15 protein-coding genes are annotated in these 26501 nt (G+C 73.4%); 3 read left to right on the forward strand and 12 right to left on the reverse strand.

The window, feature by feature from the left end:
• Window positions 1-38 precede the first annotated feature (38 nt).
• Window positions 39-7865 (reverse strand): type I polyketide synthase, encoded by a 7827-nt coding sequence (locus tag AC0680_RS10815; RefSeq protein WP_478626759.1) that lies wholly within the window; start codon window positions 7863-7865, stop codon window positions 39-41.
• 504 nt (window positions 7866-8369) lie between these two features.
• Here AC0680_RS10815 and AC0680_RS10820 point away from each other — a divergent pair.
• Window positions 8370-9197, forward strand: a complete 828-nt coding sequence (locus tag AC0680_RS10820) for an SAM-dependent methyltransferase (RefSeq protein ID WP_478626760.1) — start codon at window positions 8370-8372, stop codon at window positions 9195-9197.
• A 58-nt stretch (window positions 9198-9255) separates the two neighbouring features.
• On the opposite strand, the gene AC0680_RS10825 is transcribed toward AC0680_RS10820, so the two are convergent.
• The 6 genes from AC0680_RS10825 to nadC form a co-directional block, all read right to left on the reverse strand.
• Window positions 9256-9675 carry a MarR family winged helix-turn-helix transcriptional regulator gene (locus AC0680_RS10825; RefSeq protein ID WP_478626761.1) on the reverse strand — a complete coding sequence of 140 codons (420 nt, stop codon included), beginning with the start codon at window positions 9673-9675 and terminating at the stop codon, window positions 9256-9258.
• A gap of 115 nt (window positions 9676-9790) precedes the next feature.
• Window positions 9791-10954, reverse strand: coding sequence for a 3-deoxy-7-phosphoheptulonate synthase (locus AC0680_RS10830; protein WP_478626764.1), 1164 nt, complete (start codon window positions 10952-10954; stop codon window positions 9791-9793).
• A complete protein-coding gene (locus tag AC0680_RS10835) occupies window positions 10951-12921 on the reverse strand; it encodes an FAD/NAD(P)-binding protein (protein ID WP_478626765.1) in 1971 nt (656 codons plus the stop codon). The genes AC0680_RS10830 and AC0680_RS10835 overlap by 4 nt, the downstream gene beginning before the upstream one ends.
• Window positions 12922-12965: 44 nt before the next feature.
• Complete coding sequence (locus AC0680_RS10840) at window positions 12966-15191, reverse strand: anthranilate synthase component I (protein WP_478626768.1); 2226 nt, start codon at window positions 15189-15191, stop codon at window positions 12966-12968.
• 76 nt (window positions 15192-15267) lie between these two features.
• The gene (locus AC0680_RS10845) at window positions 15268-16896 is read right to left on the reverse strand and encodes an AMP-binding protein (protein ID WP_478626770.1); all 1629 of its coding nucleotides are present in this window, start codon (window positions 16894-16896) and stop codon (window positions 15268-15270) included.
• Between the two features lie 253 nt (window positions 16897-17149).
• The gene (nadC, locus tag AC0680_RS10850; RefSeq protein WP_478626773.1) at window positions 17150-18079 is read right to left on the reverse strand and encodes a carboxylating nicotinate-nucleotide diphosphorylase; all 930 of its coding nucleotides are present in this window, start codon (window positions 18077-18079) and stop codon (window positions 17150-17152) included.
• Between the two features lie 387 nt (window positions 18080-18466).
• On the opposite strand from nadC, the gene AC0680_RS10855 reads away from it, so the two are divergent.
• Window positions 18467-19537 (forward strand): LLM class flavin-dependent oxidoreductase, encoded by a 1071-nt coding sequence (locus AC0680_RS10855; RefSeq protein WP_478626776.1) that lies wholly within the window; start codon window positions 18467-18469, stop codon window positions 19535-19537.
• Window positions 19538-19810: 273 nt separating this feature from the next.
• A complete protein-coding gene (locus AC0680_RS10860) occupies window positions 19811-20284 on the forward strand; it encodes a flavin reductase family protein (RefSeq protein ID WP_478626779.1) in 474 nt (157 codons plus the stop codon).
• Window positions 20285-20286: 2 nt separating this feature from the next.
• Here AC0680_RS10860 and AC0680_RS10865 read toward each other — a convergent pair whose 3' ends face one another.
• From AC0680_RS10865 to AC0680_RS10885, 5 genes are all read right to left on the reverse strand, one after another.
• Entirely contained in the window at window positions 20287-21276 is a 990-nt protein-coding gene (locus AC0680_RS10865; RefSeq protein WP_478626782.1) for a LysR family transcriptional regulator, read from the reverse strand.
• A gap of 103 nt (window positions 21277-21379) precedes the next feature.
• A complete protein-coding gene (locus AC0680_RS10870; RefSeq protein ID WP_478626785.1) occupies window positions 21380-22840 on the reverse strand; it encodes a nitrosuccinate lyase in 1461 nt (486 codons plus the stop codon).
• Between the two features lie 133 nt (window positions 22841-22973).
• Window positions 22974-23609: a mycothiol-dependent nitroreductase Rv2466c family protein gene (locus AC0680_RS10875; protein WP_478626788.1), complete on the reverse strand. Its 636-nt coding sequence runs from the start codon at window positions 23607-23609 to the stop codon at window positions 22974-22976.
• Window positions 23610-23639: 30 nt separating this feature from the next.
• A complete protein-coding gene (locus AC0680_RS10880; RefSeq protein WP_478626791.1) occupies window positions 23640-24857 on the reverse strand; it encodes an MFS transporter in 1218 nt (405 codons plus the stop codon).
• An 84-nt stretch (window positions 24858-24941) separates the two neighbouring features.
• Complete coding sequence (locus tag AC0680_RS10885; protein WP_478626794.1) at window positions 24942-26495, reverse strand: class I adenylate-forming enzyme family protein; 1554 nt, start codon at window positions 26493-26495, stop codon at window positions 24942-24944.
• Window positions 26496-26501 lie beyond the last annotated feature (6 nt).

Consider the following 26501-nt stretch of genomic DNA (forward strand, 5'->3'; position numbering starts at 1 on the left):
ATCGGTTGCCTTGGAACGGAGTTCTCTTCGGTGCGTTGCTACTCTTCGCCGAGCATGAGCCGCACCAAGTCGTCGGCGTCCATCTCGTTTATCCGCGCTTCCGCGTCAAGCAGTTCCTTCTTGCGTTGCTGTTCCTTCTCGCTGACCGGCTCCGGGATTTCCGTGTCGGGTGCTTCGTCGTCCCCGATCGCCGTGGCCAGCAGGAGATCCACCAGCCGCTCCGGCGTGGGATGGTCGAAGACCACGGTGACCGGCAGCCGCAGCCCGGTGTCGGCCTGGAGCCGGTTGCGCAGCTCCACCGCGATCACCGAGTCGACTCCCAGGTCCTTGAACGGCGCACGGTCGCCGACCGCGTCCGCGTCGGCGTAGCCCAGTACGGCCGCCACCTGGCCGCGTACGAGCCGGGAGGCGGTCTCCCGGCGCCGTGCCGGCGTCAGCTCCGCCAGCCGCGTCGCCCACGTCGCGGCGGCGTCGGCGTCGGTGCCGTCCGGCCCCGGTGCCGCCGACTCCTCGGCCGCCCGCCGCACTTCGGGCACCTCGGCGAAGAGCAGGCTCGGGCTCTTCGCGGTGAACGCCGGGAAGAACGTCGCCCAGTCCACGTCGACGACGACCGGCGCCCAGGCGTCGGCGTCGAGGCACTGCCCGAGGGCCTCGACCGCCCGTTCGGGGTCCAGCAGCCGGATCCCGTGGCGGACCACCGTCTCGTCCATGCCGTCGCGGGCCATCATCCCGCCGCCGTCCCACGGGCCCCAGATCACCGAAGTGGCCGGCAGGCCCTGTGACCTGCGGTACTCCGCGAGGGCGTCCTGGAAGGCGTTCGCCGCCGCGTAACCGCCGTTGCCCGCGCTGCCCCACATCCCGGAGACGGAGGAGAACAGCACGAAGGCGTCCAGGTCCCGGTCGCGGGTGAGCTCATGCAGATGCAGCGCGGCGTCGGCCTTGGCGCGTACCACCTCCGCGAAACGCCGCGGGGTCAGCGAGTCGAGCGGGGTGTTCTCGATCAGGCCCGCCGTGTGCACGACGGTGCGCACCGGGCTGCCGTCCGCCTCCAGCCCGGCCAGCAGCCGGGCCAGCGCGTCACGGTCGCCGACGTCGCAGGCGAGGACGGTGACCCGCGCGCCGAGGGCGGTCAGCTGTTCCTCCAGCGCATCGGCGCCCGCCGCCCGCGGCCCGCTGCGGCTGACCAGCACCAGGTGCTCGGCGCCCCGCTCGGCCAGCCAGCGCGCGGCGTGCGCGCCGAGCGCGCCGGTGCCGCCGGTGACCAGCGCGGTGCCGCGCGGCTCCCAGCGCCGCCCAGGGGCGCTCTGCGGCCGCGGTGCGCGCACCAGCCTGCGGGCGAACACCCCCGCCGCGCGCAGCGCCACCTGGTTCTCGCCCTGTGCGGCCGACGGGCCGGCCAGCACGGCCGGCAGCCGCCCGACGACGGCGCCGCCCGCCTCCGCCGGCAGATCGACCAGGCCGCCCCAGCGCTCGGGGAACTCCACGGCGGCGACCCGGCCCAGACCCCATACCTGCGCCTGGTCGGGCGAGGTCACGGTGTCACCGGCGCCCACGGCCACCGCGCCCTGGGTCACCCACCACAGCCGTGCCGCGATCTCGGCGTCGCCGAGCGCCTGGACCAGGGTCAGGGCGTCGGCCCACTGCTCCGAGCCCGAGGGGAGCACCGGCCCGGCGGGCGCGGACGGTGCCGGCAGCGACAGCACACCGGCCGGCGGTGGCCCGTCGCCGGCCGCGGCGCGCAGCCGCTCCGCCAGGTCGCCGCGCCCGATGCCGGGCCGCACCGCCAGCGTGACCACCTCTGCGCCGCTCCGGCCCAGGGCGTCCACGGCGGCCGCCGCGGGCTGTTGCCGCTCGGCGCCCTCGCGCAGCAGCACCAGCCACCGGCCGCTCAGCGCGCCCACCGGCATCTGCGGCAACGGCTGCCAAGTGACCTGGTAGCGCCAGGAGTCGAGCAGGGCCTGCTCGCTCTGCCGTCGGCGCCACGCGGACAGCGCCGGGAGCAGCGCACGCAGGGCGTCCGGGTCCTGGAGGCCGACCTCGGCGGCCAGCCCCTCCGCGTCGCCGCGCTCCACCACCTCCCAGAACCGCTCCTGTGCCGCGTCGCCCCGCGCCACGGCGGCCTCGGGCTCGGGCGGCGTCAGCCAGTACCGCTGGTGCTGGAAGGAGTAGGTGGGCAGTTCCGTGCGCGTCGCGCCGGAGCCGGCGAAGACGGCCGTCCAGTCCACCGGAGCGCCGAGCACATAGGCCTGCGCGAGCGAGGTCAACAACCGCTGCGGGCCGCCCTCGCCGCGGCGCAGGGAGCCCACGACCGCGCCGGACCCGCCGAGCGTGTCGATGGCCTCCTGGGCGCCGACGCCGAGCACCGGGTGCGGGCTGACCTCGACCAGCAGCGTGTGGCCCTTCTTGAGGACCGTGCCCATGGCCCGCTCGAACTGGACCGGTTCGCGCAGGTTGCGGTACCAGTACTCGGCGTCGAGCGTGCCGGTGTCGAGCAGTTCCCCGGTCACCGTCGAGTAGAAGGGGACCTCGCCCGTGCGGGGCTCGATCTCGCTCAGCGCGTCCAGCAGCCGTTCGCGAATGGCCTCGACCTGCGCGGAGTGCGCCGCGTAGCTCACCGGTATCTGCTTGGCGCGGATGTCGCCGGCGGCGCACACCGCCAGCAGCTCCTCCAGCGCGGCCGGCTCTCCGGAGACCACCACCGACGAGGGTCCGTTGACCACGGCGAGGTCGAGACGCTCGTCCCAGCAGGGCAGTTGGCGTACCCGCTCGGCCGACAGCGACACCGACACCATCCCGCCGCGGCCGGAGATCGCGGTCAGCGCCTGGCTGCGCAGTGCCACGATCCGCGCGGCGTCCGCCAGCGTCAGCCCGCCCGCGACGCAGGCCGCGGCGATCTCGCCCTGGCTGTGCCCGATCACCGCGGTCGGCCGCACACCGTAGGACTCCCACAGCCGCGCCAGCGACACCATCATCGCGAACAGCACCGGTTGCACGACGTCGACCCGCTCCAGGGTCGGCGCGCCGGGGGCCCCGCGCAGTACGTCCAGCAGCGACCAGTCCACGACCTCGCCGAGCGCCGCCGCGCACTCCTGCATCCGCTCGCGGAACACCGGTGAGGACTCCAGGAGTTCCACCGCCATCCCGGCCCACTGCGCGCCCTGGCCCGGGAAGACGAACACCCGCTCCGCGCCGGGGACGGCGAGGCCGCGGACCACCGTCTCCGACGGGGCGTCCTGCGCCAGCGTGTCCAGGGCGGCGGCCAGTTGCCGCCGGTCGTCGCCGATCAGCACGGCGCGGTGGTCGAACGCGGCCCGGGTGGTCGCCAGGGAGTAGCCCACGTCGGCGGCCTCGAGGCCGTCACGGCCGTCGAGGTGCGTGCGCAGAACGGCGGCCTGGCCGCGCAGCGCCTGCGGGGTCTTCGCCGACAGCGGCCAGGCCACCGGGCCCGCCGGTGGCGCGGGCCGGTCGCCGGGCCCGGCGACCGGCCCGTCTTCGGCGGGAGCCTCCTCCAAGATGGCGTGGACGTTGGTGCCGCTGATGCCGAACGAGGAGACGCCCGCCCGGCGCACCCGTTCGCCCGCCGGCCACGGCACGCCGTCGGTCAGCAGCGCCACCGAGCCCGCGGACCAGTCCACATGCGGGGTCGGCCGGTCGATGTGCAGGCTGGCGGGCAGCCGGTCGTGCTGCAGCGCCATCACCATCTTGATCACCGCGGCCACCCCGGCGGCCGCCTGGGTGTGCCCGATGTTCGACTTCACCGATCCCAGCCACAGCGGCTCGTCATCGGCCCGGTCCCGGCCGTACGTGGCCACCAGTGCCTGCGCCTCGATCGGATCGCCCAGCTTCGTGCCCGTGCCGTGCGCCTCCACCGCGTCGACGTCCCGCGCGGACACCCGGGCGTCGGCCAGCGCCTGGCGGATCACCCGCTCCTGCGACGGCCCGTTCGGCGCCGTCAGGCCGTTGCTGGCGCCGTCCTGGTTGACCGCCGAGCCGCGCACCAGCGCGAGCACCCGGTGGCCGTGGCGCCGGGCGTCCGACAGCCGCTCCAGCACCACCATGCCCACGCCCTCGCTCCAGCCGGTGCCGTCGGCGGCGGCCGCGAACGGCTTGCAGCGGCCGTCGGGCGCCAGACCGCGCTGCTGGGCGAACTCCACGAACATGCCCGGCGTCGCCATCACCGTCACCCCGCCGGCCAGCGCCATCGTGCACTCGCCCTGCTGGAGGGACCGGCTCGCCATGTGCAGCGCCGCCAGTGACGACGAGCAGGCCGTGTCCACGGTGACCGCCGGGCCCTCCAGACCGAGGGTGTAGGCCACCCGGCCGGAGATGACGCTGGCGGTGTTGCCGGTCAGCAGATAGCCCTGTGCGCCCTCGGCCGGCTCGCCCAGCCTGGGGCCGTAGTCCTGCGCGGTCGCACCGGCGAACACCCCGACCTGACTGCCGCGCAGCGCCGTGGGGTCGATGCCCGCCCGCTCCAGCGCCTCCCAGGCCGTCTCCAGCACCAGCCGCTGCTGCGGGTCCATGGCGAGCGCCTCGCGCGGGCTGATCCCGAAGAAGCCCGCGTCGAAGGCGGCCGCGTCGTGGAGGAACCCGCCCTCCCGGGTGTACCGGACGTCCGGGTTCTCCGGGTCGCGGAGCTCGTCGGCGGGCCAGCCGCGGTCGGTGGGGAACGGGGAGACGGCGTCCTTGCCGTCGGCCACGAGCCGCCACAGGTCCTCCGGCGAACGCACCCCGCCGGGGAAGCGGCAGCCCATGCCCACGATGGCGATCGGCTCGTCGTGACCGGTCGCCGCCGGCCGCCGGTCCTCGACGGCCGGCTTCTCGCCCGACAGCTCGGCCCGCAGGTAGCGCACCAGTTCGACCGGCGTCGGGTGGTTGTAGATCAGGGTGGGGGCCAGCTGCGCCAGGCCGGTCGCCTCGGCCACCCGGTCGCGGAACTCGACCGCGGTGAGCGAGTCGAAGCCCAGCTCCTTGAAGGTCCTGTTGGTGTCGACGGTGTCGGACGACAGATGCCCCAGCACCGTCGCCACACTCGCCCGCACCAGCTCCGCCACGTCCGCCTCGGAGGCGGCGGCGACCGGCTCGGGCCGCTCCGGGGCCGCGGCCGGAGCCGTCACGGCACCGGCCCCGGCGTCCACGGGCGCCGCGGTGTCCGCCTCGTTCGTCTCCTGTGCCCGGTCCGTCCCGCCGACCCAGTAGGACCGCCGCTGGAAGGCGTACGTCGGCAGCTCGACCCGCGCCCCGAAGGACCCGGTGAGCGGCGCGAAGTCCACCGCCGCCCCGCGCACGAACGCCTCGGCGAGCGCGGCGGCCACGGTGCGATCCTCCGGCCGGCCGTCGCGCAGCAGGGGGACGACCGCGGCGCCGGGCCGCCCGCCGTCCGCGGCCAGGCTCTCCCGGGTCATCGCGGTCAGCCCGCCGGGACCGAGCTCCAGATAGCCCGTGACGCCTTCGGAGCGCAGCAGGCGGACGCCGTCGTGGTAGCGCACGGCCGACCGGATGTGCCGCGTCCAGTACTCCGGTGAGCCGAGTTCGTCCGCCGTGGCCAGGTGCCCGGTGACGTTGGAGACCAGCGGGATGTCCGGGGTGCCGTAGCTCAACTGCCGGGCCACGTCCCGGAACTCGTCCAGTACGCCGTCCATGTGCGGTGAGTGGAAGGCGTGGCTGACCCGCAGCCGCTTGGTCCTGCGGCCGTCGGCCGCGAACCCGGCGGCGACGGCCCCGGCCGCTTCCCGGTCGCCGGAGACCACCGTGGTGTGCGGGCCGTTGAGGGCGGCGATCGAGACCAGCCGGTCGTGGCCGGCCAGCGCGGCGCGGACCTCCTGCTCGTCGGCCTCCAGCGCGAACATGGCGCCGCCCGCGGTGGCCTGCTGCATCAGCCGGCCCCTGGCGGCGACCAGGGTGCAGGCGTCGGCGAGGGAGAGCACCCCGGAGACATGGGCGGCGGTGAGCTCGCCGATGGAGTGGCCGAGCAGGAAGTCCGGGCGCAGCCCGCACCGCCGCATCAGGCGGTAGAGCGCGACCTCCACCGCGAACAGCGCGGCCTGGGTGAACCGCGTCTCGTCGAGCAGGGCCGCCTCGGGCGTACCGGGCTCGGCGAAGATCAGATCCTTGAGCCGGTGGGGCAGCTCGGTGTCCAGCTGGGCGCACACCTCGTCCAGCGCGTCGGCGAACGCCGGAACCGTCGCGTGGAGGTGGCGTCCCATCCCGGGGCGCTGGCTGCCCTGCCCGGTGAACAGGAACGCCGTCCGGCCCGCGCCCCGGGTGGTGCCGCGCACCAGGTTCGGCGCGGGCGCGTCGCGCACGAGGGCGTCCAGGCCGCCGAGGTGGTCGCCGCGCTCGCCGCCCAGGATGACGGCGCGCTCCTCGAACGCGGTGCGATGGGCGGCGAGGGAGAACGCGATGTCCGCCGGGTCCAGTTCGGGGTGGGCGGCGACATGGTCGCGCAGCCGCTCCGCCTGGCCGCGCAGCGCGGCCGCGGACCGCCCCGAGAGCTCCCACGGCTGCAGCGGCGAGGCCGCGGCGGGACGGCCGGTGGATGCCCGGCGGTGGCCGGTCCGGGCGTCCGCGGCCCTGGTGTGGGCGTCCGACAGCACCACATGGCAGTTGGTGCCGCCCATGCCGAAGGAGCTGACGCCCGCCAGCAGCGGGGCCTCGCCGCGCGGCCATCCGCCGAGCTCCGTCTGCACCCGCAGGTTCCACTCGTCGAAGCGGATCCGCGGGTTGGGGGTGCGGAAGTTGAGGGTCGGCGGAATCTCCCGGTGCCTGATGCTCAGTGCCGTCTTGATGAGTCCGGCGATACCGGCGGCGGCTTCCAGGTGCCCGATGTTGGTCTTCACCGATCCGACGCGCAGCGGTGCGCCCTCGCCCCGGTCCGCGCCGAACACCGCGCCGAGCGCGGCGGACTCCAGCGGGTCGCCCTTCTTCGTCCCGGTGCCGTGCAGCTCCACGTACTGCACGTCGGACAGGTCGGCCACGCCGGCCTTGCGGTACGCCTCGCGCAGCACCTCCTCCTGCGCCCGGGAGCTGGGGACGGTGAGCCCCTCGCTCGCACCGTCGTTGTTCATCGCGGTGCCCTCGATCACGCAGTGGATGCGGTCGTTGTCGGCAAGCGCCCGGGAGAGGGGTTTGAGCACGACGAGTCCGGCGCCCTCGCCGCGGACGTAGCCGTTGGCGCGGGCGTCGAAGGTGAAGCAGCGGCCGTCCGGGGACAGCCCGCCGAACTTCTCGGAGTAAAGGGTGCTCTCCGGCGCGAGGTTGAGGTTCACCCCGCCCGCCAGTGCGAGCGCGGCCTCGCCCCGGCGCAGGCTCTCGCAGGCCGTGTGCACCGCGACCAGCGAGGACGACTGCCCGGTGTCCAGCACCATGCTCGGCCCGCGCAGATCGAAGGTGTACGACACCCGGTTGGCGATGATGCTGCGATGCAGACCGGTCATGCTGTGCTGGGTGGCCGCGCCCTCGCCGCGCCGGTGCAGCACGGTGGCGTAGTCGTCCCACATGGCTCCCACGAAGACGGCGACCCTGCGGCCTTTCAGGTCCGCGGAGACGATCCCGGCGTCCTCGAATGCCTCCCAGCTCAATTCGAGGGCCAGCCGCTGCTGCGGGTCCATGGCGGCCGCTTCACGGGGCGAGATGTCGAAGAATTCGGGATCGAACTGGTCGACGTGGTCCAGGAAGCCACCCGCGCGGTTACCGGTCGGACGGTCGGGACGGGATTTTGATACGGCGTCGGTGCCGGTGCTCAGGAGCTTCCAGTAGGCATCCGGGTTCGGCGCACCGGGAAATCGACAGGCCAGGCCGACGACGGCGATGGGAGCGCTCTCCGTGCTGGTGCTGTCCTGCCGGAAAACTTGAGCGGTGCGCATGAAACTCCCCCAAAGACCGACGGCGGGCGAATGTCAGGTGACAGTCACGAACCAGGATTTCGATGGACCGAGATATTGGGACCGAGCCCTTGTGGTGTGAATCTGCTCACGTCGGTCGCGCCTGCGCCGGCTGCCCGTTAGATGCCAGTTCCCACCGGCCCTGCTCGATGGCGGGCCCGGTTCGCTCGCAGGGTCTGCCACCTTGCAGAGTCCCTGATGTGATCACGCGTTCATCAGTACACCCGACGCCTGCTGCACTGTCCAATAGCTTGGCCGATGAGGCTGATAACTTCTGCTATGAGGGCCGCCGGGTGGTGCGGGCGGTGATTTGACGAGGAAAAACAAAACGCCCGGCCCAAAAGTCAGGTAAATGCAGTGAATAATGCGGGGAAAGTCGCCGCGGGTGGGTGAAGTGATCCATTGACAAACGGACTTGGCTGTTTGTAGCGTCCGTCCGGCGGTGCGGGCGCACCGGCCGGGGAATGAGGGAAAGGCATATCAGGGATGGCCGAACAGCAAATACCCACCGCGGCGGACGTGGGCAGCATGTACGACCAGTCGACCGATCTCCTCTCCGAAGTGATGGGGGGAAATATTCATCTGGGCTACTGGCGGAGCGATGACGACGACGCGACGGTCGCCCAGGCCACCGACACGCTGACCGACATGGTCGCCGACCGGCTCGACCTCTCACCGGGCCTGCGCGTTCTGGACATCGGCTGCGGCAGCGGAAAGCCGGCCGTCCACATCGCGGGCGGGCGCGATGTGCATGTCACCGGTGTCACCATCAGCGCCCAGCAGGCGGAAGTGGCCGCCGCCCGGCCCGAGGTCGGCGAGGACAGCGGCCAGGTGTCCTTCCGGCAGGCCGACGGCATGGACCTGCCCTTCGCCGACGGCCACTTCGACCGCGTCTACGCCATCGAGTCCTTCCTGCACATGTCCGACCGCGCCAAGGCCGTCGCCGAGGCGACGCGGGTGCTGCGCCCCGGCGGCACGCTGGTGACGGCGAACCCGTACCAGCAGGGTGAACTGGACGCCCGGGAGACCGAGATCGTGGCGGCCAACCGCAGGCTGTTCCAGATCCCGCCGATCGGCGACGCCGACGAGTACGTCGCCCACATGGAGAAGGCCGGCCTCGAGGTCGTCGAGGTACTGGACATCGGCGAGAACGTACGGCGCAGCCACACGCTGGCCGCGGCCGCCATCCGGCAGACCAAGGAGACGTTCGACGACGCGTTCAGCGAGCAGCTCTCCGAGGCCGCCGACATCATCGAGCGCTTCGGGGACCTGCCGCAGATCGGCTACGGCATCATCGCCGCCCGCAAGCCCTGACGCCCGTGTACGTGCGCGGAGCCGGGTCGCCCCGGGTCGCCCGGCTCCGCGCGTACGGTCAGGCCAGTATCCGGCGCAGCAGATCCCGCAGGGTCGCGCGGTCCTGGTCCGGCAGTGCGGCCAGCGGCTCGCGGGCGAAGTCCAGGGAGCCGCGCAGGAGGTCGGCGGTGCGGCGGCCCGCGTCGGTGGCGGCGACCAGCTTGACGCGGCGGTCGGCGGGGTCGGGACGGCGCTGCACCAGGCCGCGGGCTTCGAGGCGGTCGACGATGCCGGTCACGTTGGACGGTTCGCACCTGAGCTGCTCGGCGATCCTGCGCATCGGCAGCGGCCCGTGGGAGAGCAGTGCCAGCAGGCGGGCCTGGGCGCCGGTGAGCCGGTGTTCGGCCGCGGCCGCTTCGTATTCGTCGTAGAAGCGGGACACCATCGTGCCGATGAGGTCGATGACCTCCAGGGACAGCGGGGAAGCCGGTAAGTTCATTGCTTGAGTTTAACCATTGAGGTGATGAAGCAACTGCGGTGCGCAACTTCGGTGCCCGCACCCGGCGTTCGTCCTCCGGCGCACTTGGCCGCACCCCGGCCGACGCTCCGGGAGGTCACCGGCCCGCGTACCGCCCGGCGATCGCGAAGGCGACGTCGAGAGCCTGGTCCGGGCTCAGGCGCGGACCGCCCGCGCCCTTGCGTCCCGCGGTGCCGTCGCCGCCGGCCGGCTCCACCTCTCCGGTCAACTCCAGCCGGACGCCGCCCGGATGGGTGCCCAGCGCCCGGTGCACCTCGAAGAAGGCGCCGACCTCGTCCAGGACGTCGGCGAGGCGGCGCGTACCGGGCCGGCCCGGGGTGCCCGCGCCGCCGTGGTGCGTCGGGTCGCACACCCAGCCCACCTGGGCGCCGCTCGCGCCGGCCTTCGCCACCAGCTCGGGCAGCCGGTCCCGCACCGCCGCCGCGCCCATGCCGACGAGGAACGTCAGCCGCCCCGGAGCGCGTTCGGGGTCCAGGCGGTCGATCAGCGCGAGCACCTCGTCGGCCGTCGCGGCGGGGCCGAGCACGACCCCGAGCGGATTGCGGATGCCCGCGGCGAACTCCACCTGCGCGCCGTCGAGCCGCCGGCCTCCCTCGCCGATCCACACCAGGTGGCCCGACATTCCGTACGCCAGCCCGCTGCGCTCGTCGACCCGGGTCAGCGCGGACTCGTACTCCAGCGGGTGCGCCGCGTGGCCGGCGAAGAACTCCGCTACGCGCGGTGCGTCCCCGGTGGCCCCGGCGGCCTCCATGAAGCGGATCGCCGCGCCGATGTGCCGGGCCAGACGGCCGTGGCGGGCCCGCGCGGGGGAGCGCGCCACGAAGTCCTCGAGGGTGCGGTGCGTGCGTCGCAGATCGGCGTGGTGGCCGGCGGTCAGGCCGCGCAGCAGGTTCAGGGCCGCCGCCGAGGCGTGGTACGTCCGCCGCAGCCGCTCCGCGTCCGGGGCGTGCGGACCCGGCGCGCCGTCCGACCCGTCGCCCCCGGCCGTCGCGGCCACCTTCACCACCGGGACCGAGCCCGCGTAGGACAGCACGACGGCCATCCGCAGCAGTGCCGTCAGCACCCCGCCGGCCGGCGCGCGGCCGCCGCACAGCAGCGCGAACGCCTCGCCGCGGGCGACCTCCGCGAGGCGTGCACGGAGCCGGTCGCACTCGTCGGGGAACACCAGCGGCGGACGGCTCTCAAGCTCCGCGACGGCCTGGCGCAGCGCCGACGCGGCGCCGGTATCGGCGGCGGTCAAGACGCCTGGTGTGCGATGTCCGGGGCGGGCGCGGCGGGCGCGTCGGCCGGGGGCAGGGCGAGGACGGCGCGGGCCATGGCGTCGGAGTCGCCGAGGGTCACCGAGTCCACGCCGGGGCGTATCCCGGCGGCGGTCACCCAGTGCACGGCTTCGGTGGGCACCCCGTAGGCCAGCCGCCGCGGGTGCGCCCGTCCATGGGCGTCGACCAGGCGGTAGGGGCGGGCCGTGACCGCGAGGCCGCCGGTCTCGTAGTCCGTGCCGTCGTCGGCGGCGATGCGGTAGGGGACGCACTGGCCGGTCCGCAGCAGGTGGCGCAGCAGGGGGTCGGCGGTGCGGCGCAGGTCCGGGTCCGGCAGCCGCGCCTCGATCAGCACCCGCGCCTCGACCTCGGGACCGGGCACCGAGGAGCGGGCGCGAAACGCGCTCCGTTCGGCGCAGGGCCGCACCTGCATCCCGGGCCCCAGGACGTCGAGCACCCCCGCCTCCATCAGCGCGGACATCTCCTCGATGCGGGAGGTGGGCGGGCCGATGGACAAGAACGCGTTGAGCGGGGTGTACCAGCCCTGCAGGTCGTCCCGGTAGGAGGCGCCGTCCAGCCCGCCGTGGTCGACCACGAGCCGGATCTCGTTGCGCAGGTCGCGCAGCACGTCCAGGGCGGCCTTGAGCGGTCCGCCGACGTTGCCGGCCCGGGCCTCGCGCGCATCGCGCCGCAGATGCGCGAGCAGCCAGCCGCGGAACTCCGCCCGGCCGGCGAACGACCGGCCGCCGTGGGGCGCGGCGATCCGCTCCCAGTCCCACCGCTCGGCGCCGGGGACGGCGTAGGCGTCCAGCAGGCGCCGCCGGGACGCCGCGTCGGCGGCGGCCGGGTACTGCTCGGTGAAGCGTTCCCGCTCCGCGCCACGGCCGTGCGCGGTCAGCCAGGTGCCGTAGTAGACGCACTCGACCTCCATGGCGATCAGCGGCCACAGATCGGTGCGGAACCGCACCCGCTCACCCCGCTCCGCGCGCCGGCGCAGCCCGTCGACCACCTCCGGGGTCAGCAGCAGCGGACGGTGCCTGCCGTGCGCCCCCTTCTCGTTCTCGCCGCGCGCGTGGTACGGGACGCCGCGCCGCGAGCCGGCGTACAGCCGTGGCTCGTGCCCGGAGGGGTGGTAGACCAGCCCGCGGCCGGTCCGCTCGAAGGAGCCCCCGCGGCCGACGGTGAACAGCGCCAGGTAGTCGAAGAAGGTGAGTCCCAGGCCGCGCAGCAGCACCGCCTCACCGGGCCGGATCTGCGTGACGTCCACATCGGCGGGATTGGCCGGCGGTATGTGGCGAAGCCACGACTCCCGGGCCGAGGCGGTGAACCGCTCCTCCTCGCGGGTGGCCCGGGCGGGGAGGTGCCCCTGCGCGAGCACGACGGCGTCGAGCCCGGCCAGCCGGGTGCCGTCCGCCAGCGTCAGCCGCTGCGCACCGGCCCGCGTGCCGCCCTCGTCGTCGAGCGCGACCGCCCGGGTCCGGTGGACGCACACGGTGAAGTGCTCCGGCGCCCCGGCCACGATCCGCCGGTAGGCGTCCTCCAGGTAGCGGCCGTAGAAGGCGCGGGTGGGGTAGGCGTCCGGCCCCAGGTCCCGGGCCTCGGCGAGGGTCTCGTCGTCGTACGTGCCGAGCGGCTCCGCCAGCGGCCCCATCAGGGACAGCGAACGGGCCCAGTCGTACAGGCCGGGACCGGGTTCGACCGGGCCCGCCATGCTCACGCCGGCGTCGGTGTACACGGTGATCTGCGAGGCGACGGTGTTCATCAGCAGATGCCGGGACTGCGAGGTGCGCCAGACCTGACCGGCGCCGGGCCGGAACGGATCGACGAGGTGGACGACGACGGCGGGGTGCGCCGGCGCCGCGCGCTCGTTGGCGCACAGCCGCTCCAGCACCGACAGCCCTCGTGGCCCGGCACCGACGATGCCGATCCGAAGCGGCCGACCGACCATACGGGTTCTCCTTCTCATGGATGTGCGGTGGGCGTGCCGTCGGCTCACGGCTGCCGTTCGTTCTCCCCGGCGCGCGCCCGGCGGCGGGCCAGGGAGGTCACGGCGCCCTCGACCACCAGGTGGCCGATCCGTTCTCCGGCGGTCATGATCGACTCCGGGTGGAACTGGAGGGCGGCCAGCGGCCGTTCACGGTGCTCGACGGCCATGACCACGCCGTCCGCGGTCTCGGCGGTCACCCGCAGCTCGGCGGGCAGCCGCGCCGCGGTGGCGTACAGCGAGTGGTAGCGCCCCACCTCGAACTCCCGGGGCAGGCCGGCCAGCAGGCGGCTGTCCCCGGCGGTCACCCTGACCCGGGACGGCTTGCCGTGCACCGGCCGGTCCAGCACGCCCAGCGTGCCGCCGAAGTGCTCGACGAGCCCCTGCAGCCCCAGGCACACCCCGAAGACCGGCAGGCCCAGCCGCTCGGCCTCGGTGAGCGTCGCGCCCAGCCCGAAGTCCGCGGGGCGGCCCGGTCCCGGCGAGAGCACCAGGAGGTCGGGCCGCTCCCGCGCCAGCATCGGCAGATGGCCGGGGGCCCGGTAGGTCGTCACGCTCGCCCCGGTCTGGCGCAGGTAGTCGGCGAGGCAGTGGGCGAACGAGTCGCGGTGGTCGACCATCAGGATCCGCAGGCCCTCGCCCGGCCGGTCCCGGCCCGCGGTCGGCGGGCCGGCGGCCGGCACCGGTCCGTCGAGCACCTGGAGCAGCGCCTTGGCCTTGAGCTCGGTCTCGGCCTCCTCCGCCGCCGGCGAGGAGTCGTACAGCAGCGTCGCCCCGGCCCGTACCGTCGCCACGCCGTCGCGCACCTGGATGGTGCGCAGGGTCAGCACCGTGTCCAGGCTGCCGTCGAAGGCGAGGCACCCCACCGCCCCCGCGTACCAGCGGCGCGGTGAGCGCTCCTCGCGCTCGATGAACTCCACCGCCGCCAGCTTGGGCGCCCCGGTGACGGTCACCGCCCACAGATGGGCGAGGAAGCCGTCGAGGGCGTCGCGCCCCGGCGCGAGCACGCCGCGCACCCGGTCCACGGTGTGGATGAGCGTCGCGTACTTCTCGATCCGTCGCCGGGCGGTCACCTCCACGGAACCGGGCACGCAGACGCGGGCCTTGTCGTTGCGGTCCACGTCCGTGCACATGGTGAGCTCGGACTCCTCCTTGGCGGAGTTGAGCAGCCGGCGGATGTGCTCGGCGTCCTCCATGGCGTCGCGGCCCCGCCGGATGGTCCCGCTGATCGGCGAGGACTCCACCACCAGCTGGTCGCCCAAGCCGGCCGCGCCGGCCTCGTGCCGGACCCGTACGAACATCTCGGGCGAGGCACCGACCAGATATTCCCGCTCCCCGAGGTTGGCCAGCAGGCTGTGCGGAGCCGGGTTGTTCTCGCGCAGCCGCCGGAAGAGCACGGAGGGCGGCTGTGCGCAGGGTCGGCGGAAGACCTGGCTCGGCACCACCTCGAACAGGTCGCCCGAGCGGAACAGCTCCCTGGCCCGGGAGACCACCCCGGCGTACTCGCCGGGCGCGTGGTCGCGCAGCCGGCCGGGGGTCCCGGGGGTGAAGTCCGCGGCGCCGGTGGCGCGCGGCAGCCCTTCGGTGCGCTCCCGGCCGACGGTGAACTCGTAGGCGTGCCGGACCGCCTCGTCGCGGCGCAGGTCGAGCTCGTAGATCTCGTCCGGCAGGTGCAGCACCAGGTCGCGGTCGTCCGGATCGCGCCGCCGGCGCAGCTCGACGGGGTCCACCTGGAACAGCAGGTCGTAGCCGAAGGCGCCGTACAGTCCCAGCAGCCGGTCCTCGGGCGCGGCCATGGCCCGCAGCAGCGCACGCACCGCCTCGAAGACGCCGGCGTGCGAGGTGCGGTCCTCCTCCGCGAAGATCCCGGTGCGTCCGGGGACCCGCCCCGACACCTCGTCCGGGCCGGCCTGATGTTCCGTCAGAACCGCCTCCAGCGCCCCGCGCAGCGCGGGGAGCAGCACCCGGCCACGGGAGTTGAGCGCGCGGACGGCGACCCGGTCGCCGCGCACACTCACCTCGACCGGGGGATCGGCGTAGCCGACGACGAGGTCGTCGCCGCGGAACCGCAGCATGCCGCGCCGACGGTCCAGCGCGCTCTCCAGCCCGGCCCGCAGGAGCCGGGCGCTGCCGGCCGGGGTGACCGAGCGGTGCACGGTCACCCCGGCGGGAGTGGTCCACTGCGTCACCCGCCGAGCGGTCGGAGGGACGCCGACGGCCTCCGTCAGCGACATGAGAGCTCACCTGCCTGGAAGAAGAAGACGGCCGGTCGCCACTGGGCCCGGCCGAGACGGTATCGCCGTCCACCGGTCATCCGCGGTCCGCCGCGAGAGCCGCCCGCAGCACATGGCGCTGCAGCTTTCCGGTGTCGCCGAACGGGAGCGCGGCGACGAACTCCACCAGCCGCGGGTACTTGTACGGCGCGATCTCGGACTTGACGAAGTCCTTGATGTCCCGGGCGAGTTCCTCGCCCGCGTCGAAGCCGGGCGCGAGGACGACGAAGCCCTTGACGACCTGGCCGCGCTCCGGGTCGGGCACGCCGACCACCCCGCAGTCCAGGACGGCCGGATGGCGGATCATCGCCTGCTCCACCTCGGGGGCGGCGACGTTGTAGCCGGCGGTGACGATCATGTCGTCGGCGCGGGCCTGGTAGCGGTAGTAGCCGTCGGCGTCGCGGACGTAGATGTCGCCGGTGATGTTCCAGCCGTTCTGCACCTGCGCCCGCTGCCGCTCGTCGCTGAGGTAGCGGCACCCGGTCGGCCCCTGTACGGCGAGCCGCCCCGGCACGCCGTCCGGAAGCGGGGCACCCTCCTCGTCGACCACCCGGGCGCGGAACCCGGGCACCGGCCTGCCGGTCGCGCCGGGCCGGATGTCGTCGTCGGCGGCCGAGATGAAGACGTGCAGCATCTCCGTGGAGCCGATGCCCTCGATGATCCGTTGGCCGGTGGCCCGCTCGAAGGCGTGCCAGGTGTCCGCGGGCAGCGCTTCCCCGGCCGACACGCACCGCCGCAGCGACCGCAAATCGTAGGTCTCGATCCGCCGCAGCGCCGTGCGGTAGGCGGTGGGCGCGGTGAGCAGCACGGTGACCCCGTGCCGGCCCACCGCGCTGAACAGCTCCCCGGGGGAGGCCGCCGGCAGCAGCAGCGCCGACGCGCCGGCCCGCAGGGGGAAGACCAGCAGGCCGCCGAGGCCGAAGGTGAAGGCGAGCGGCGGGCTGCCGGCGAAGAGGTCGTCGGGCCGGGGCCGCAGGACGTGCGCCGAGAAGGTGTCGGCGATGGCGAGCACATCGCGGTGGAAGTGCATCGTCGCCTTGGGCTGACCGCTGGTGCCCGAGGTGAAGGCGATCAGGGCCACGTCGTCCGCGGCGGTGTCCACAGCGGTGAACCCGGCGGCCTTGTGCGCCGCCCGCCGGTTCAGCTCGCAGCCGGCGCCTCCGTAGGCGACGATGCGCAGCCCCGGCAGGCCGGCGCGCCGGAGCTCGCCGGTGAAGTGCTCGTCGCACAGCGCGAGGCCGACGCGGGCCTTGGTCGCCACGGCGCGCAGCTCCTTGGCCCGCAGCAGTGCCATGGTCGTCACCACGACCCCGCCGGCCTTCAGCACGGCCAGCCAGCAGGCGGCCATCCAGGGCGAGTTGGGCCCGTGCAGCAGTACCCGGTTGCCCGGCAGCAGGCCGTGGTCCTCGGTCAGCACCCGGGCGATCGTGTCGACCCGCTGCTTGAGCAGCCCGTACGACCAGACCCGGCCGGCCTCGTCACGAAGGGCGGGCGGCCCGTCGCCGAACCGGGCGATGGTGGCGTCGAGCAACTCGACCGCGCAGTTGAGCCGTTGGGGGTAGCGCAGCTCCGGCAGGTCGAAGACGAGCTCGGGCCACTCCTCGCGCGGTGGCAGACTGTCGCGGGGGAAGGTGTCCTGGTGCGCAGAAGGTGACAGTGGTTCCATCGCTCCTCCGTCAGGGGCCCGGGACGCGGATGTCACGCCATCCCTCGTCCGGGCTCCGCTCGCCGGGGCATCCGGTGCGAGCCCATGCTGCGCGCGCGCTTCGCGCGGTGTGTGGCCCTGGCACCTTCCTGCAGCCTCGGGACGCGACGGTGGCAGCTTGCTGCCTACGGGAGGATCCTTGGGAGCCGACGGAGCGGGAGGCGGACGCCGGGCCGCGCCTCCCGCGATGTGGTGCGGGCCGCTCGCCGCCCGGTCAGTCCCGCGCCTTCAGGTCCAGGCCGATGTCGAGGGCCGGGACGGAGTGGGTCAGGGCGCCCACCGAGAGGAAGTCGACACCGGTCCCGGCGTAGGCGCGGGCGGTGTCCAGGGTCAGGCGCCCGGAGGACTCCAGCAGGGCGCGGCCCGCGACGAGGGCGACGGCCTCCGCGGTCCGGGCGGGGGTGAAGTTGTCCAGCAGGATCAGGTCGGCTCCCGCGTCCAGCACCTCCCGCACCTGGGGCAGGGTGTCCACCTCGACCTCGATGGCCAGGCCGGGGAACTGCCGGCGCACGGCCCGGAACGCCTGGGCGACACCGCCCGCCGCGACGACGTGGTTGTCCTTGACCAGGGCCGCGTCGGACAGCGACATGCGGTGGTTGACACCGCCGCCGCACCGCACCGCGTACTTCTCCAGCGCACGCAGGCCCGGCGTGGTCTTGCGGGTGTCGCGGACCTTCGCCCTGGTGCCTTCCAGGACATCGGCCCAGCGGCGGGTCGCGGTGGCGATCCCGGACAGCCGGCACAGCAGGTTCAGTGCGCTGCGCTCGGCGGTGAGCAGGTCGCGGGTGCGGGTGGTGACGCTCAGCAGGACCTGTCCCGCCTCGATCCGTTCGCCGTCCTCGGCGTGCCGCTCGACGGTGAACTCCTCGGTGCACACCACCGACAGCACGGCCTCCGCGACCCGCAGCCCCGCGGCCACGCCCGCCTCGCGCGCGGTGAAGTCGCCCGAGCAGACCGCGTCTTCGGCGACCGTCGCGGCCGTCGTCACGTCCACGCCGTGGTCGAGGTCCTCCTCGACGGCCCGGCGGGCGAGGTCCTCGACCCCTGAGGGGTCCAGCCCGGCCTGGGTGAGCAGCGCCGCGAGATCCGGGTCGAGCCCGCTCTCCGGCCGGCTCGGCGCACAGGGAAGGATCAAGGTGCTCATGGCAGCGGCTCCGGGGTGAGACTGGTGGCCGGCGCCGGCACAGGGGCGTCTTGGGCACATCCGGCGCCACGGGACGCCCCGACGCTATCAACTCACCTCTCTCGCCAGCGGAATCGGCGAAATTTCGCCGGGAGATCAGATCGGTTATCAAGCCGATAGCCCACGTTATTTGACGGCTCTGACGGCCGGTTGCCACAGTTACGCCATCCGAACATCGACTCCGAATGCCGTCGAATGCACCGGAGGTATGTGCGGCGAGTGCCGCGGCGACGTGTGATCACCCCTTGGGTACCCCTTAGGGCGCGCCGCGCGGGGGGGTACGTCTTGGACACCTCGTCGCATCGCCCCTTGCCCATGCTGGCGCAATCTTTTCCTCAGGAGAGTTCCGTGGACTTCGGTCTGAACTTTTTCCCGGTTTTCACTCCCGATCACAAGCCCGCGTGGCAGTTCTATCGCGAGGCCATCGCGTTGAGCCAGATCGCGGAGGAGTACGGGTTCGAGCATGTGCAGACGGTGGAGCACTACGGCACACCGTACGGCGGGTACAGCCCCGACCCGGTGACCCTGCTCTCCGCGATCGCCGCGCGCACCAAGACCATCCGGGTCGCCAGCGGCGCCGTCATCCCCGCGTTCACCCACCCGCTGCAGCTCGCGAGCAAGCTGGCGATGCTGGACAACATCTCGGGCGGGCGGCTGGACGTCGGCTTCGGCCGCGCCTGGCTGCCCCAGGAGTTCGAGTGGCTGGGCGTGTCGATCGACGAGAGCCGCCGCCGCTTCAGCGAGGGCATCGAGGCCTGCCGCAGGCTGTGGAGCGAGGAGGACGTCGTCTTCGAGGGCGAGTTCCACTCCTTCGGGCCGGTGACGCTGTCGCCCCGCCCGGTGCAGCAGCCCGGCCCGCCGGTGTTCGTCGCCTCCGCGTCGAGCCCCGAGTCCTGTGCCGCCGCCGGTACGGCCGGCTACCACCTGCAGGTCGTGCCGACGATCGTCAGCCACGAGACGGTGGTGGAGATGCTCGCCGCCTACCGCAAGGCGTGGGCGGAGGCTGGCCACGCCCAGGGCGCGGCCCGTATCCAGCTCAAGTACAACTGCTACCTGTCCGAGGACCGCGACGAGGCGCTGCGGCGGGGCGAGGAGATGGAGAGCAACCACGTCGTGCTGATGTCCGAGGCGGCCGCGGGATGGCTGCGGACCAGCTCGGACCAGTACAAGGGGTACGACAAGCTCGTCGACAAGGCGCGCGAGTACGACTTCGGCAAGGCCCTGGACGCGGGCAAGATCCTGGCCGGCACACCGGACGACGTGATCGGGCAGCTGGACGCCTCCCGGGAGAGCTTCGGCGACGACCTGTGCGTCAGCATCCAGGTCAACCCGGGCTACACGGACTACCGCGACGCCGAGCGGACGCTGCGGCTGTTCGCCGAGAAGGTGGCCCCGCGGTTCAGGCCCCACGAGCGGTGAACCGTTGAGTCAGGGCCTGCCCGATCGGTCAGGCCCTGGCCGGCGCCGTTTCGCGTACGGCCGCCGCTGCCGGGCGAGTCGGTTTCCCCGCCCGGCAGCGGCGGCCGTCGGCAGCGCCTTTCGGTGAACGTTCCTTTCGGCGAACTGAACGTGCCTTCCGGTGGACTCGTCCCGGTGCGGTCGCCCTTTTCCTCCGGCACACGAAGTGGCGCCGCATGGTTTTCCCGCCGACGAAATGCGTGGTGGAAAATGCTTGATTCCCAGATGTCCGCGGTGGCACCCGAGACATTCCTCGACGCGATGAGCAGCCTCGCGTCCGGCGTCGCCGCGGTCACCGCCGCCGACCGCTCGGGCGCACCGTGCGGACTGCTGGTGTCCTCGCTGTGCTCCTACAGCGCCGCCCCGCCGTCGGTCATGCTCGCCGTCGACCAGCGGGCCCGCTCCTACGCCTCGCTCCTGGCCGCACCGGAGTTCGCGGTCCACCTGCTGCACTCGGCGCAGGGCGAGACCGCCTCGGTGTTCGCGGGCCGTGGCGACCACAAGTTCGCCGGGCAGGACTGGTCGTGGGACGGGCCGGTGCCCCGCCTGGAGGGCGCGCTGGTGTATCTGCGGTGCGTACGGGCCAAGGTCGTCGAGCACGGTGATCACGCCATCCTGGTCGGGAACGTCGCCGGCTGCGACGTCGGGCCGGGGGAGCCGCTGGTCTACTTCCGGCGCGCCCTCGACTGGCGGCTGACCGCCCCGTGAGGTCAGTTCCAGCTGCGGCCGCAGGCGATCAGCTTGCTGTGCGCGGCGGAGACCTGCGGACGGGAGACGTCCCCTTCGCGGGTGGCCAGGTAGGTGGTGGTGATCGGCGGTATCTCGGGTTTCAGCAGCGGGACGAGCGTGCCGCGGGCGAAGTCGTCGGCGCACAGGTACGTCGGGATCACGGTGATGCCGACCGACGCCCGGACGGCGGAGAGCACCGCCCGGTGGTCGGGCACCACCACGTCGGGTGCGGTGGACCGCGGGGCGTGGAAGACCGACCACCAGTAGTGGTCGATGAGCGGCACGGACTCGGCGAAGGCGACCAGGGGGTAGGCGGACAGCACGTGCGGCGCCTCGCCGGCGGTGAGGATCGGCGCCAGGTCCCGCGCCGTCTCGGGGGAGGCGACCAGGCTGCACTCCTCGTCGTACAAGGGCAGTGCGGTGATCCCCTTCAGACGGGGGCGCACCCGGGCGATGACGATGTCCAGCTCTCCCGCGGCCAGTTGGGACAGCAGGGCGTCGGAGAGCGCCAGCGTGGTGTGCAGCTGCACGCTGTCCCTGAGCATGTCGGCGAGGGCCGGCAGGATCCGGTCGCTGATCAGGTCGCTGGGGGCGCCCAGCCGCAGCGGACGGGCCGGACCGTCGGTGCCGAAGTAGCGCTGTAACACGAAGTCGAGGGCGTCCACCGCGCCCTCGGCGTCGCGGGCGAGGGACTCGGCTGCCGGTGTGGGCCGCGATCCGGTGGCGTGCCGGACGAACAGCGGCTGCCCCACCCGCTCCTCGAGCATGCGGATCTGCTGGGTGACGGCGGGCTGCGAGATGTGCAGCCGGTGGGCGGCCTTGCCGAAGGAACCGGTGCGGTAGACCTCGACGAAGGTACGCAGCAGGGCGGGGTTGAGCGGCCCCGACTCCTCCTTGCACACCGCGCCCTGCGGTGTGCGCGAGGCGTGCGAGGTGCGGCGGTTCGGTCCCGAGACGCGTACGGAGGGCATGAGGGGCTCCCTGTGTTCAGTCGGGCAGATGGGGGTCGTGGGGGGTTGGGGTCGAAGGGCGCGGGACGCCTCGCACGGCCGGTGCGACAGGTCGCGTAGCGCCCTAGCGTGCTGCCGCCGGGCCGGTCTCCAGCGCGCCGTCCACCAGGACGGCGGCCGCACCGGTGTAGGCGGTCGGGTCGGTGAGCGCGGTGAGCTCCGCACGGTCCAGATGGCCGGCGACCTGCGGGTACGTCATCAAGGCCGTGGCGAGCGAACAGCCGCGTTCGGCGGCCAGCCGCGAGGCGTCGGTCAGCACCCGCTTGGCCTCGGCCTTTCCGAGGTGGGGCGCGAGGACCGCCGCGACGCGTTCGGAGACGATCCGGCTGCCGGTCAGGCCGAGGTTGTGCAGCATCCGCTCCGGCTTGGCGCGCAGGCCCTCGGCCAGTTCGACGGCGGTGTGCGTGGCACCGCCGGTCAGCCGCAGGCACTCGCGCAGCAGCTCCCATTCGGCGTGCCAGGCGCCCGCGGAGCGCTCGTCCTCCGACAGCAGACCCTGCGTCAGCCCCAGCGCCATCGGCGGGACCTGCAGGGCCGCGGACCGCAGCAGCGTGGCGAGGACCGGATTGTGCTTGTGCGGCATGGCGGAGGAGGCGCCGCGGCCCGCCACCGGCGCCTCCTCGACCTCGGCGATCTCGGTCCGGGCGAGGGTCTGCACGTCGACGGCGAGCTTGCCCAGGGCCGCCGCGGTGAACGCCAGCGCCGCGCCGAGATCCGCGAGGGGGGTGCGCAGCGCGTGCCAGGGCAGCGCCGGCCGGGCCAGACCGGTCTCCCGCGCGAAGGCCTCGGTCAGCTCACCGGCGTACGACCGGACTCCCGGGCGCGCGTCCGCCTCGGCGGTGTCGATCCGCGCGTACTCCAGGTATCCGGCCAGGGTGCCCGCCGCGCCGCCGAGCGACACCGGCAGGCCGCCGTCCTCCACGAGCCGCCGCAGGCGTTCGTCGGCGTCCAGCAGCAACTGCCGCCAGCCGGCGGCCTTCAGGCCGAAGGTCGTGGGCACCGCGTGCAGCGCGAGGGTGCGGCCGGCCACCGGGGTGGCGCGGTGGTGCAGCGCGAGGCGGGCGAGCGCCGCGGCCGCGCGCCGCAGGTCCGCGCGCATCAGGCCGAGGGACCGGCGCGCCACCAGCATGCACGCGGTGTCGAGGATGTCCTGGCTGGTCGAGCCGCGGTGTACGTACTCGGCCGCCCGCGGGTCCCGGGCGGCGACCTCGCCGGTGAAGGCGGCGACCAGACCCACCACCGGATTGGCGGTCTCGCGCGCCGCGAGGGCGATGGCACGCGGATCCAGCAGCTCCGCCCGCGCGGTGTCGGTGATCGTGGCGGCGGCGCCGGCCGGCACCACGCCGAGGCTCGCCTGGGCCCTGGCGAGCGCCGCCTCCGCGTCCAGCATCGCCTGCAGCCAGGCCCGGTCGCCGACCACCCGCTCGATGGGGGTGCCGGCCCGCACCGGCGAGAGCAGCCCCGCGTCGGTCTCGCCGGGCGCCACCGCGGCGGCGCCCGCGGTGACGGATGTGGTGTCGGTCATGCGCCGCCCTCCCTGGGATCTGTGCACCGGTAGATCCCACTGTGCGTGCCGTGCGCGGTGTGATCGCCGTGGGCGGCAGCTTGTTGCCGGTTTCCGGTCAAACGTGGCTACTTGCTGTTGCACACCTCTCGCATTAGTCGAAGATCGGGCCGGCCTCCCGGGTCCGCTTGATCTCGTAGAAGCCCGGCACCGAGGTGACCAGCAGCGTTCCGTCCCACAGCCTGGCCGCCGCCTCGCCCTTGGGTGCCGGAGTGACCACCGGTCCGAAGAAGGCGATGCGCCCGCCGTCCGAGCCCGGCACCGCGATCACCGGGGTGCCCACCTCCTGGCCCACCAGTTCGATCCCCTCCCGGTGGGAGGCGCGCAGCGCGCCGTCGAAGGCGTCGGTGTCCGCCGCGTCCGCCAAGTCGGCGGGCAGGCCCGCCTCCTCCAGCGCCGCGGCGAGTGTCGCCCGGTCGCGCGGCATCCCCCCGGGGTGGAGCCGGGTGCCCAGCACGGTGTACAGGGGCCCGAGGACCTCGGCGCCGTGCTTCTGCTCGGCGGCGGTGCACACCCGCACCGGGCCCCAGCCCGTCCGTACGATCTCGCGGTAGCGCTCCGGGAGATCGTCGAGCCGGTGCTCGTTGAGCACCGACAGGCTCATCACCCGCCAGCGGACCCGCACCGGCCGCAGCCGCTCCACCTCCCGCATCCAGCGTGAGGTCATCCACGCCCACGGGCAGATGGGATCGAACCAGAAGTCCACGGCGGTGGTGCCGCTGTCAGACATGGGGTGTCCTCTCTGAAGCTCGGGGTCCGGTCAGGTCACCGCCCTGGTCCGGGTCGCGACGGTGACCGTGATGCTGAGGGCGGCGAGCAGGCTGATGATGACGGCGAAGACCACGGCCGCGGTGAGCATCGGCAGCTCCGTGACCATCACGCCGATGCCGAGGACCGGAAGGGTCAGGCCCAGGTACGCGGCGGCGAAGTAGCTGGAGACGACCTGGCCCACCCGGTCGGGCGGCGCCTGGTGGGACACCAGGGCCAGGCCCGCGCGGAAGGCCAGACCGCTGCCCGCACCGCCGATCACCGACCCGGCAAGGAACAGGGCGAGGGAGGCCGCCGGCAGCGCGGCCACGAACAGCCCGAGCCCGACCGGGACCGCCACCATGCCGAGCACGGAACCCACCCGCGGCGCCAGCCGGGCGCCCAGCAACTGGGCGAGCCCCGCGGAGCCGAACGCGCTGAAGGCGACCACGCCCACCATCAGATGGCTGGTGATGTGCAGCCCGCTGGTGAGGAACTTGCCGGCCAGCGCCGCGAGCAGCCCCAGCAGGGCGAAGGCCCCGAAGACCGCGACCGCCATGGCGGTGAACACCGACCGCATCTCCGCCGGAACCCCGAGCCGCTGCGGCCGGAAGCGCGCCCTGCCCTCCCGCCGTACGGTCTCGGGGAGCAGCAGCAGCGCGAAGCCGGGCAGCAGCAGGCCGCCCAGCACCAGGTAGGAGACGGTCAGCGGCGCGGGGACGTACTCCACCAGCGCCCCGGACAGCAGCGCCCCCACGCCCAGGCCCAGCATGTTGGCGGCCGACGACGTCAGCGCGGCCCGCCCGCGGTCCTGGAGGAGTTCGCCGAGGTAGGCGGTGGCCGCGCCGTTGGCCAGGCCCACCGACAGGCCGCACAGCAGGCGCCCGGCGATGATCCCGGGAAGCGTGGGGGACAGGGCGAAGGTCGCACAGCTGCACAGGGCCAGGCACAGCGCCGGAGCGATCGTCGCCCGCCGTCCGATCTGGTCGGACAGCGAGCCGAACAGCACCAGGGAGGACAGCGCGCCGACCGCGAAGGCGGCGAAGACGGCCGAGACCGTGACCGGCGACAGCTCGAGCCGCTGCGCGTACAGCGAGTACATCGGGGTGGGCACGGTCCCCCCGAGCAGCAAGGTGAACACGATGTACGTGACCGTCCAGGCCGCCGCCGTCCGGGGCCCGGGCCTGGCGTGCGTGCTGCCCACCCGGGTGCGCAGCGTGGGTGTCGGCATAGTGCTTCGTTCCTTACCTGGCTTACGGAAATGGCCCGGGCGCGCCGTTGGGGGGTGGGCGGCGCGCCCGGGCGGGCGGAGGTGTCACACGTTCTGGTAGGCGTCCCGCATGGTGCGCTTGAGGGCCTTGCCGGTCAGGCCGACGTGGTCGTCCGACTCCTTGACCACGAGCCGGTCGACGACCGGGAACCGTGCCTGGGACAGCGCCGCGTTGATCCGGGTGCGCAGCGCCTCCAGATCGGTGCCGGCCGAGGACAGGTCGACGGTGAGGACCAGGTGCCGCGGTGCGTCGGCGGTCGCCGAGGTGTGCACCAGGGAGCAGTCGAAGACCTCCGGAATCTGACGCAAAATCAACTCTTCGATTTGGCAGCTGTAGATCGTGCCCCGAGGAGTGGTGATGCTGTCGGAGGTGCGGTCGACGTGGTAGAAGCGGCCCTCCTCGTCGCGGTAGGCGAGGTCACCGGTGAGCCAGTAGCCCCGCACCCGGTTCTTCTCGCTCAGCAGCGAGTTGTTCCAGTAACCCGCGGTGACGGTGGGGGACTTCAGCGCGAGCCGTCCCACGGTGCCGTGCGCCGTCGGGGTGTCGGTGTCGTCGAAGACCTGGGCGTCGATCCAGTCGAAGGGCCGCCCTATGCACCGGCCGTAGCGGTCGGTGGCCGGGGAGTGGACCTGCCGGAACATCGCGAAGCCGAACTCCGAGGAGCCGAAGTTGTCGATGAACAGGGAGCCGGGGGTCATGGTCCCGCTGCGGTCGCGGTGGTTGCCCAGCCGGACGAGCCTTCGGATGTGCCGTTCGTGGTTGGCGTCACCGGTGGACATCCAGCGGGCGATCGAACCGAAGTCGTAGGCGTCCAGGTCGAGTCGGCACAGGTCGACGAAGACCTTCGGGAAGGCGGCGACCAGTTCGGGCCGGAACTCCTCGATGCGTGCCGCCAGGCCCTCCGGCTCGCGCCCGGTGCTCAGCAGCACCCGGCAGCCGCGGGCCACGCAGGACATCAGCACCGAGATCGCCGACGCATGACTCTGCGGGAGCGCGGACAGCACGCGCGCTCCGAGCTCCGCGCCGATCTGCTGCCTGATGCCGAAGAAGAAGCCCTGGTGGTTGAACTGGACGGCCTTCGGTACGCCGGTGGTTCCGGAGGTGTGCGCGATCAGGACGGGGTCGTTGTCGGTGTGGGTGAACACCCGGAAGGGTTCGGCGGAATACGGGTCGGCGTCGTAGAAGGGGAGGTCCAGCGCGCCCTTGTCGAGCCTGCCGTCGCAGACCACCGCCACCGCGCCGACCCGGGAGATGAACGTGGCCGCGATGTCCGGCGGAAGCAGGCTGTTGAGGAATACCGGAATGGCGCCGATCTTGGTGAGGGCGATGTAGTGGATCAGATAGCGCACGCTCTCGTCCAGAAACAGCGCCACCGGGTCCTTGGGCCCGATGCCGTCGCGCTGGAATCCGGCGGCCACCCGGTCGGTCAGCGCGTCGAGTTCGGCGAGCGTGAACGCCCGGACGGTGTGGCCTTCGGGGTGGTGGTAGTCCTTGTCCAGCTCGATGACGCTCTTGCCGGCGATCGTGCCGGCGGCGGCCGCGGTGCGGAAGAAGTTGCCCGCTCCCATGCCCTCGGTGAGCACCAGTTCGTCTGCCATCTCTCG

The organism is Streptomyces sp. NPDC043738 (assembly GCF_056436545.1).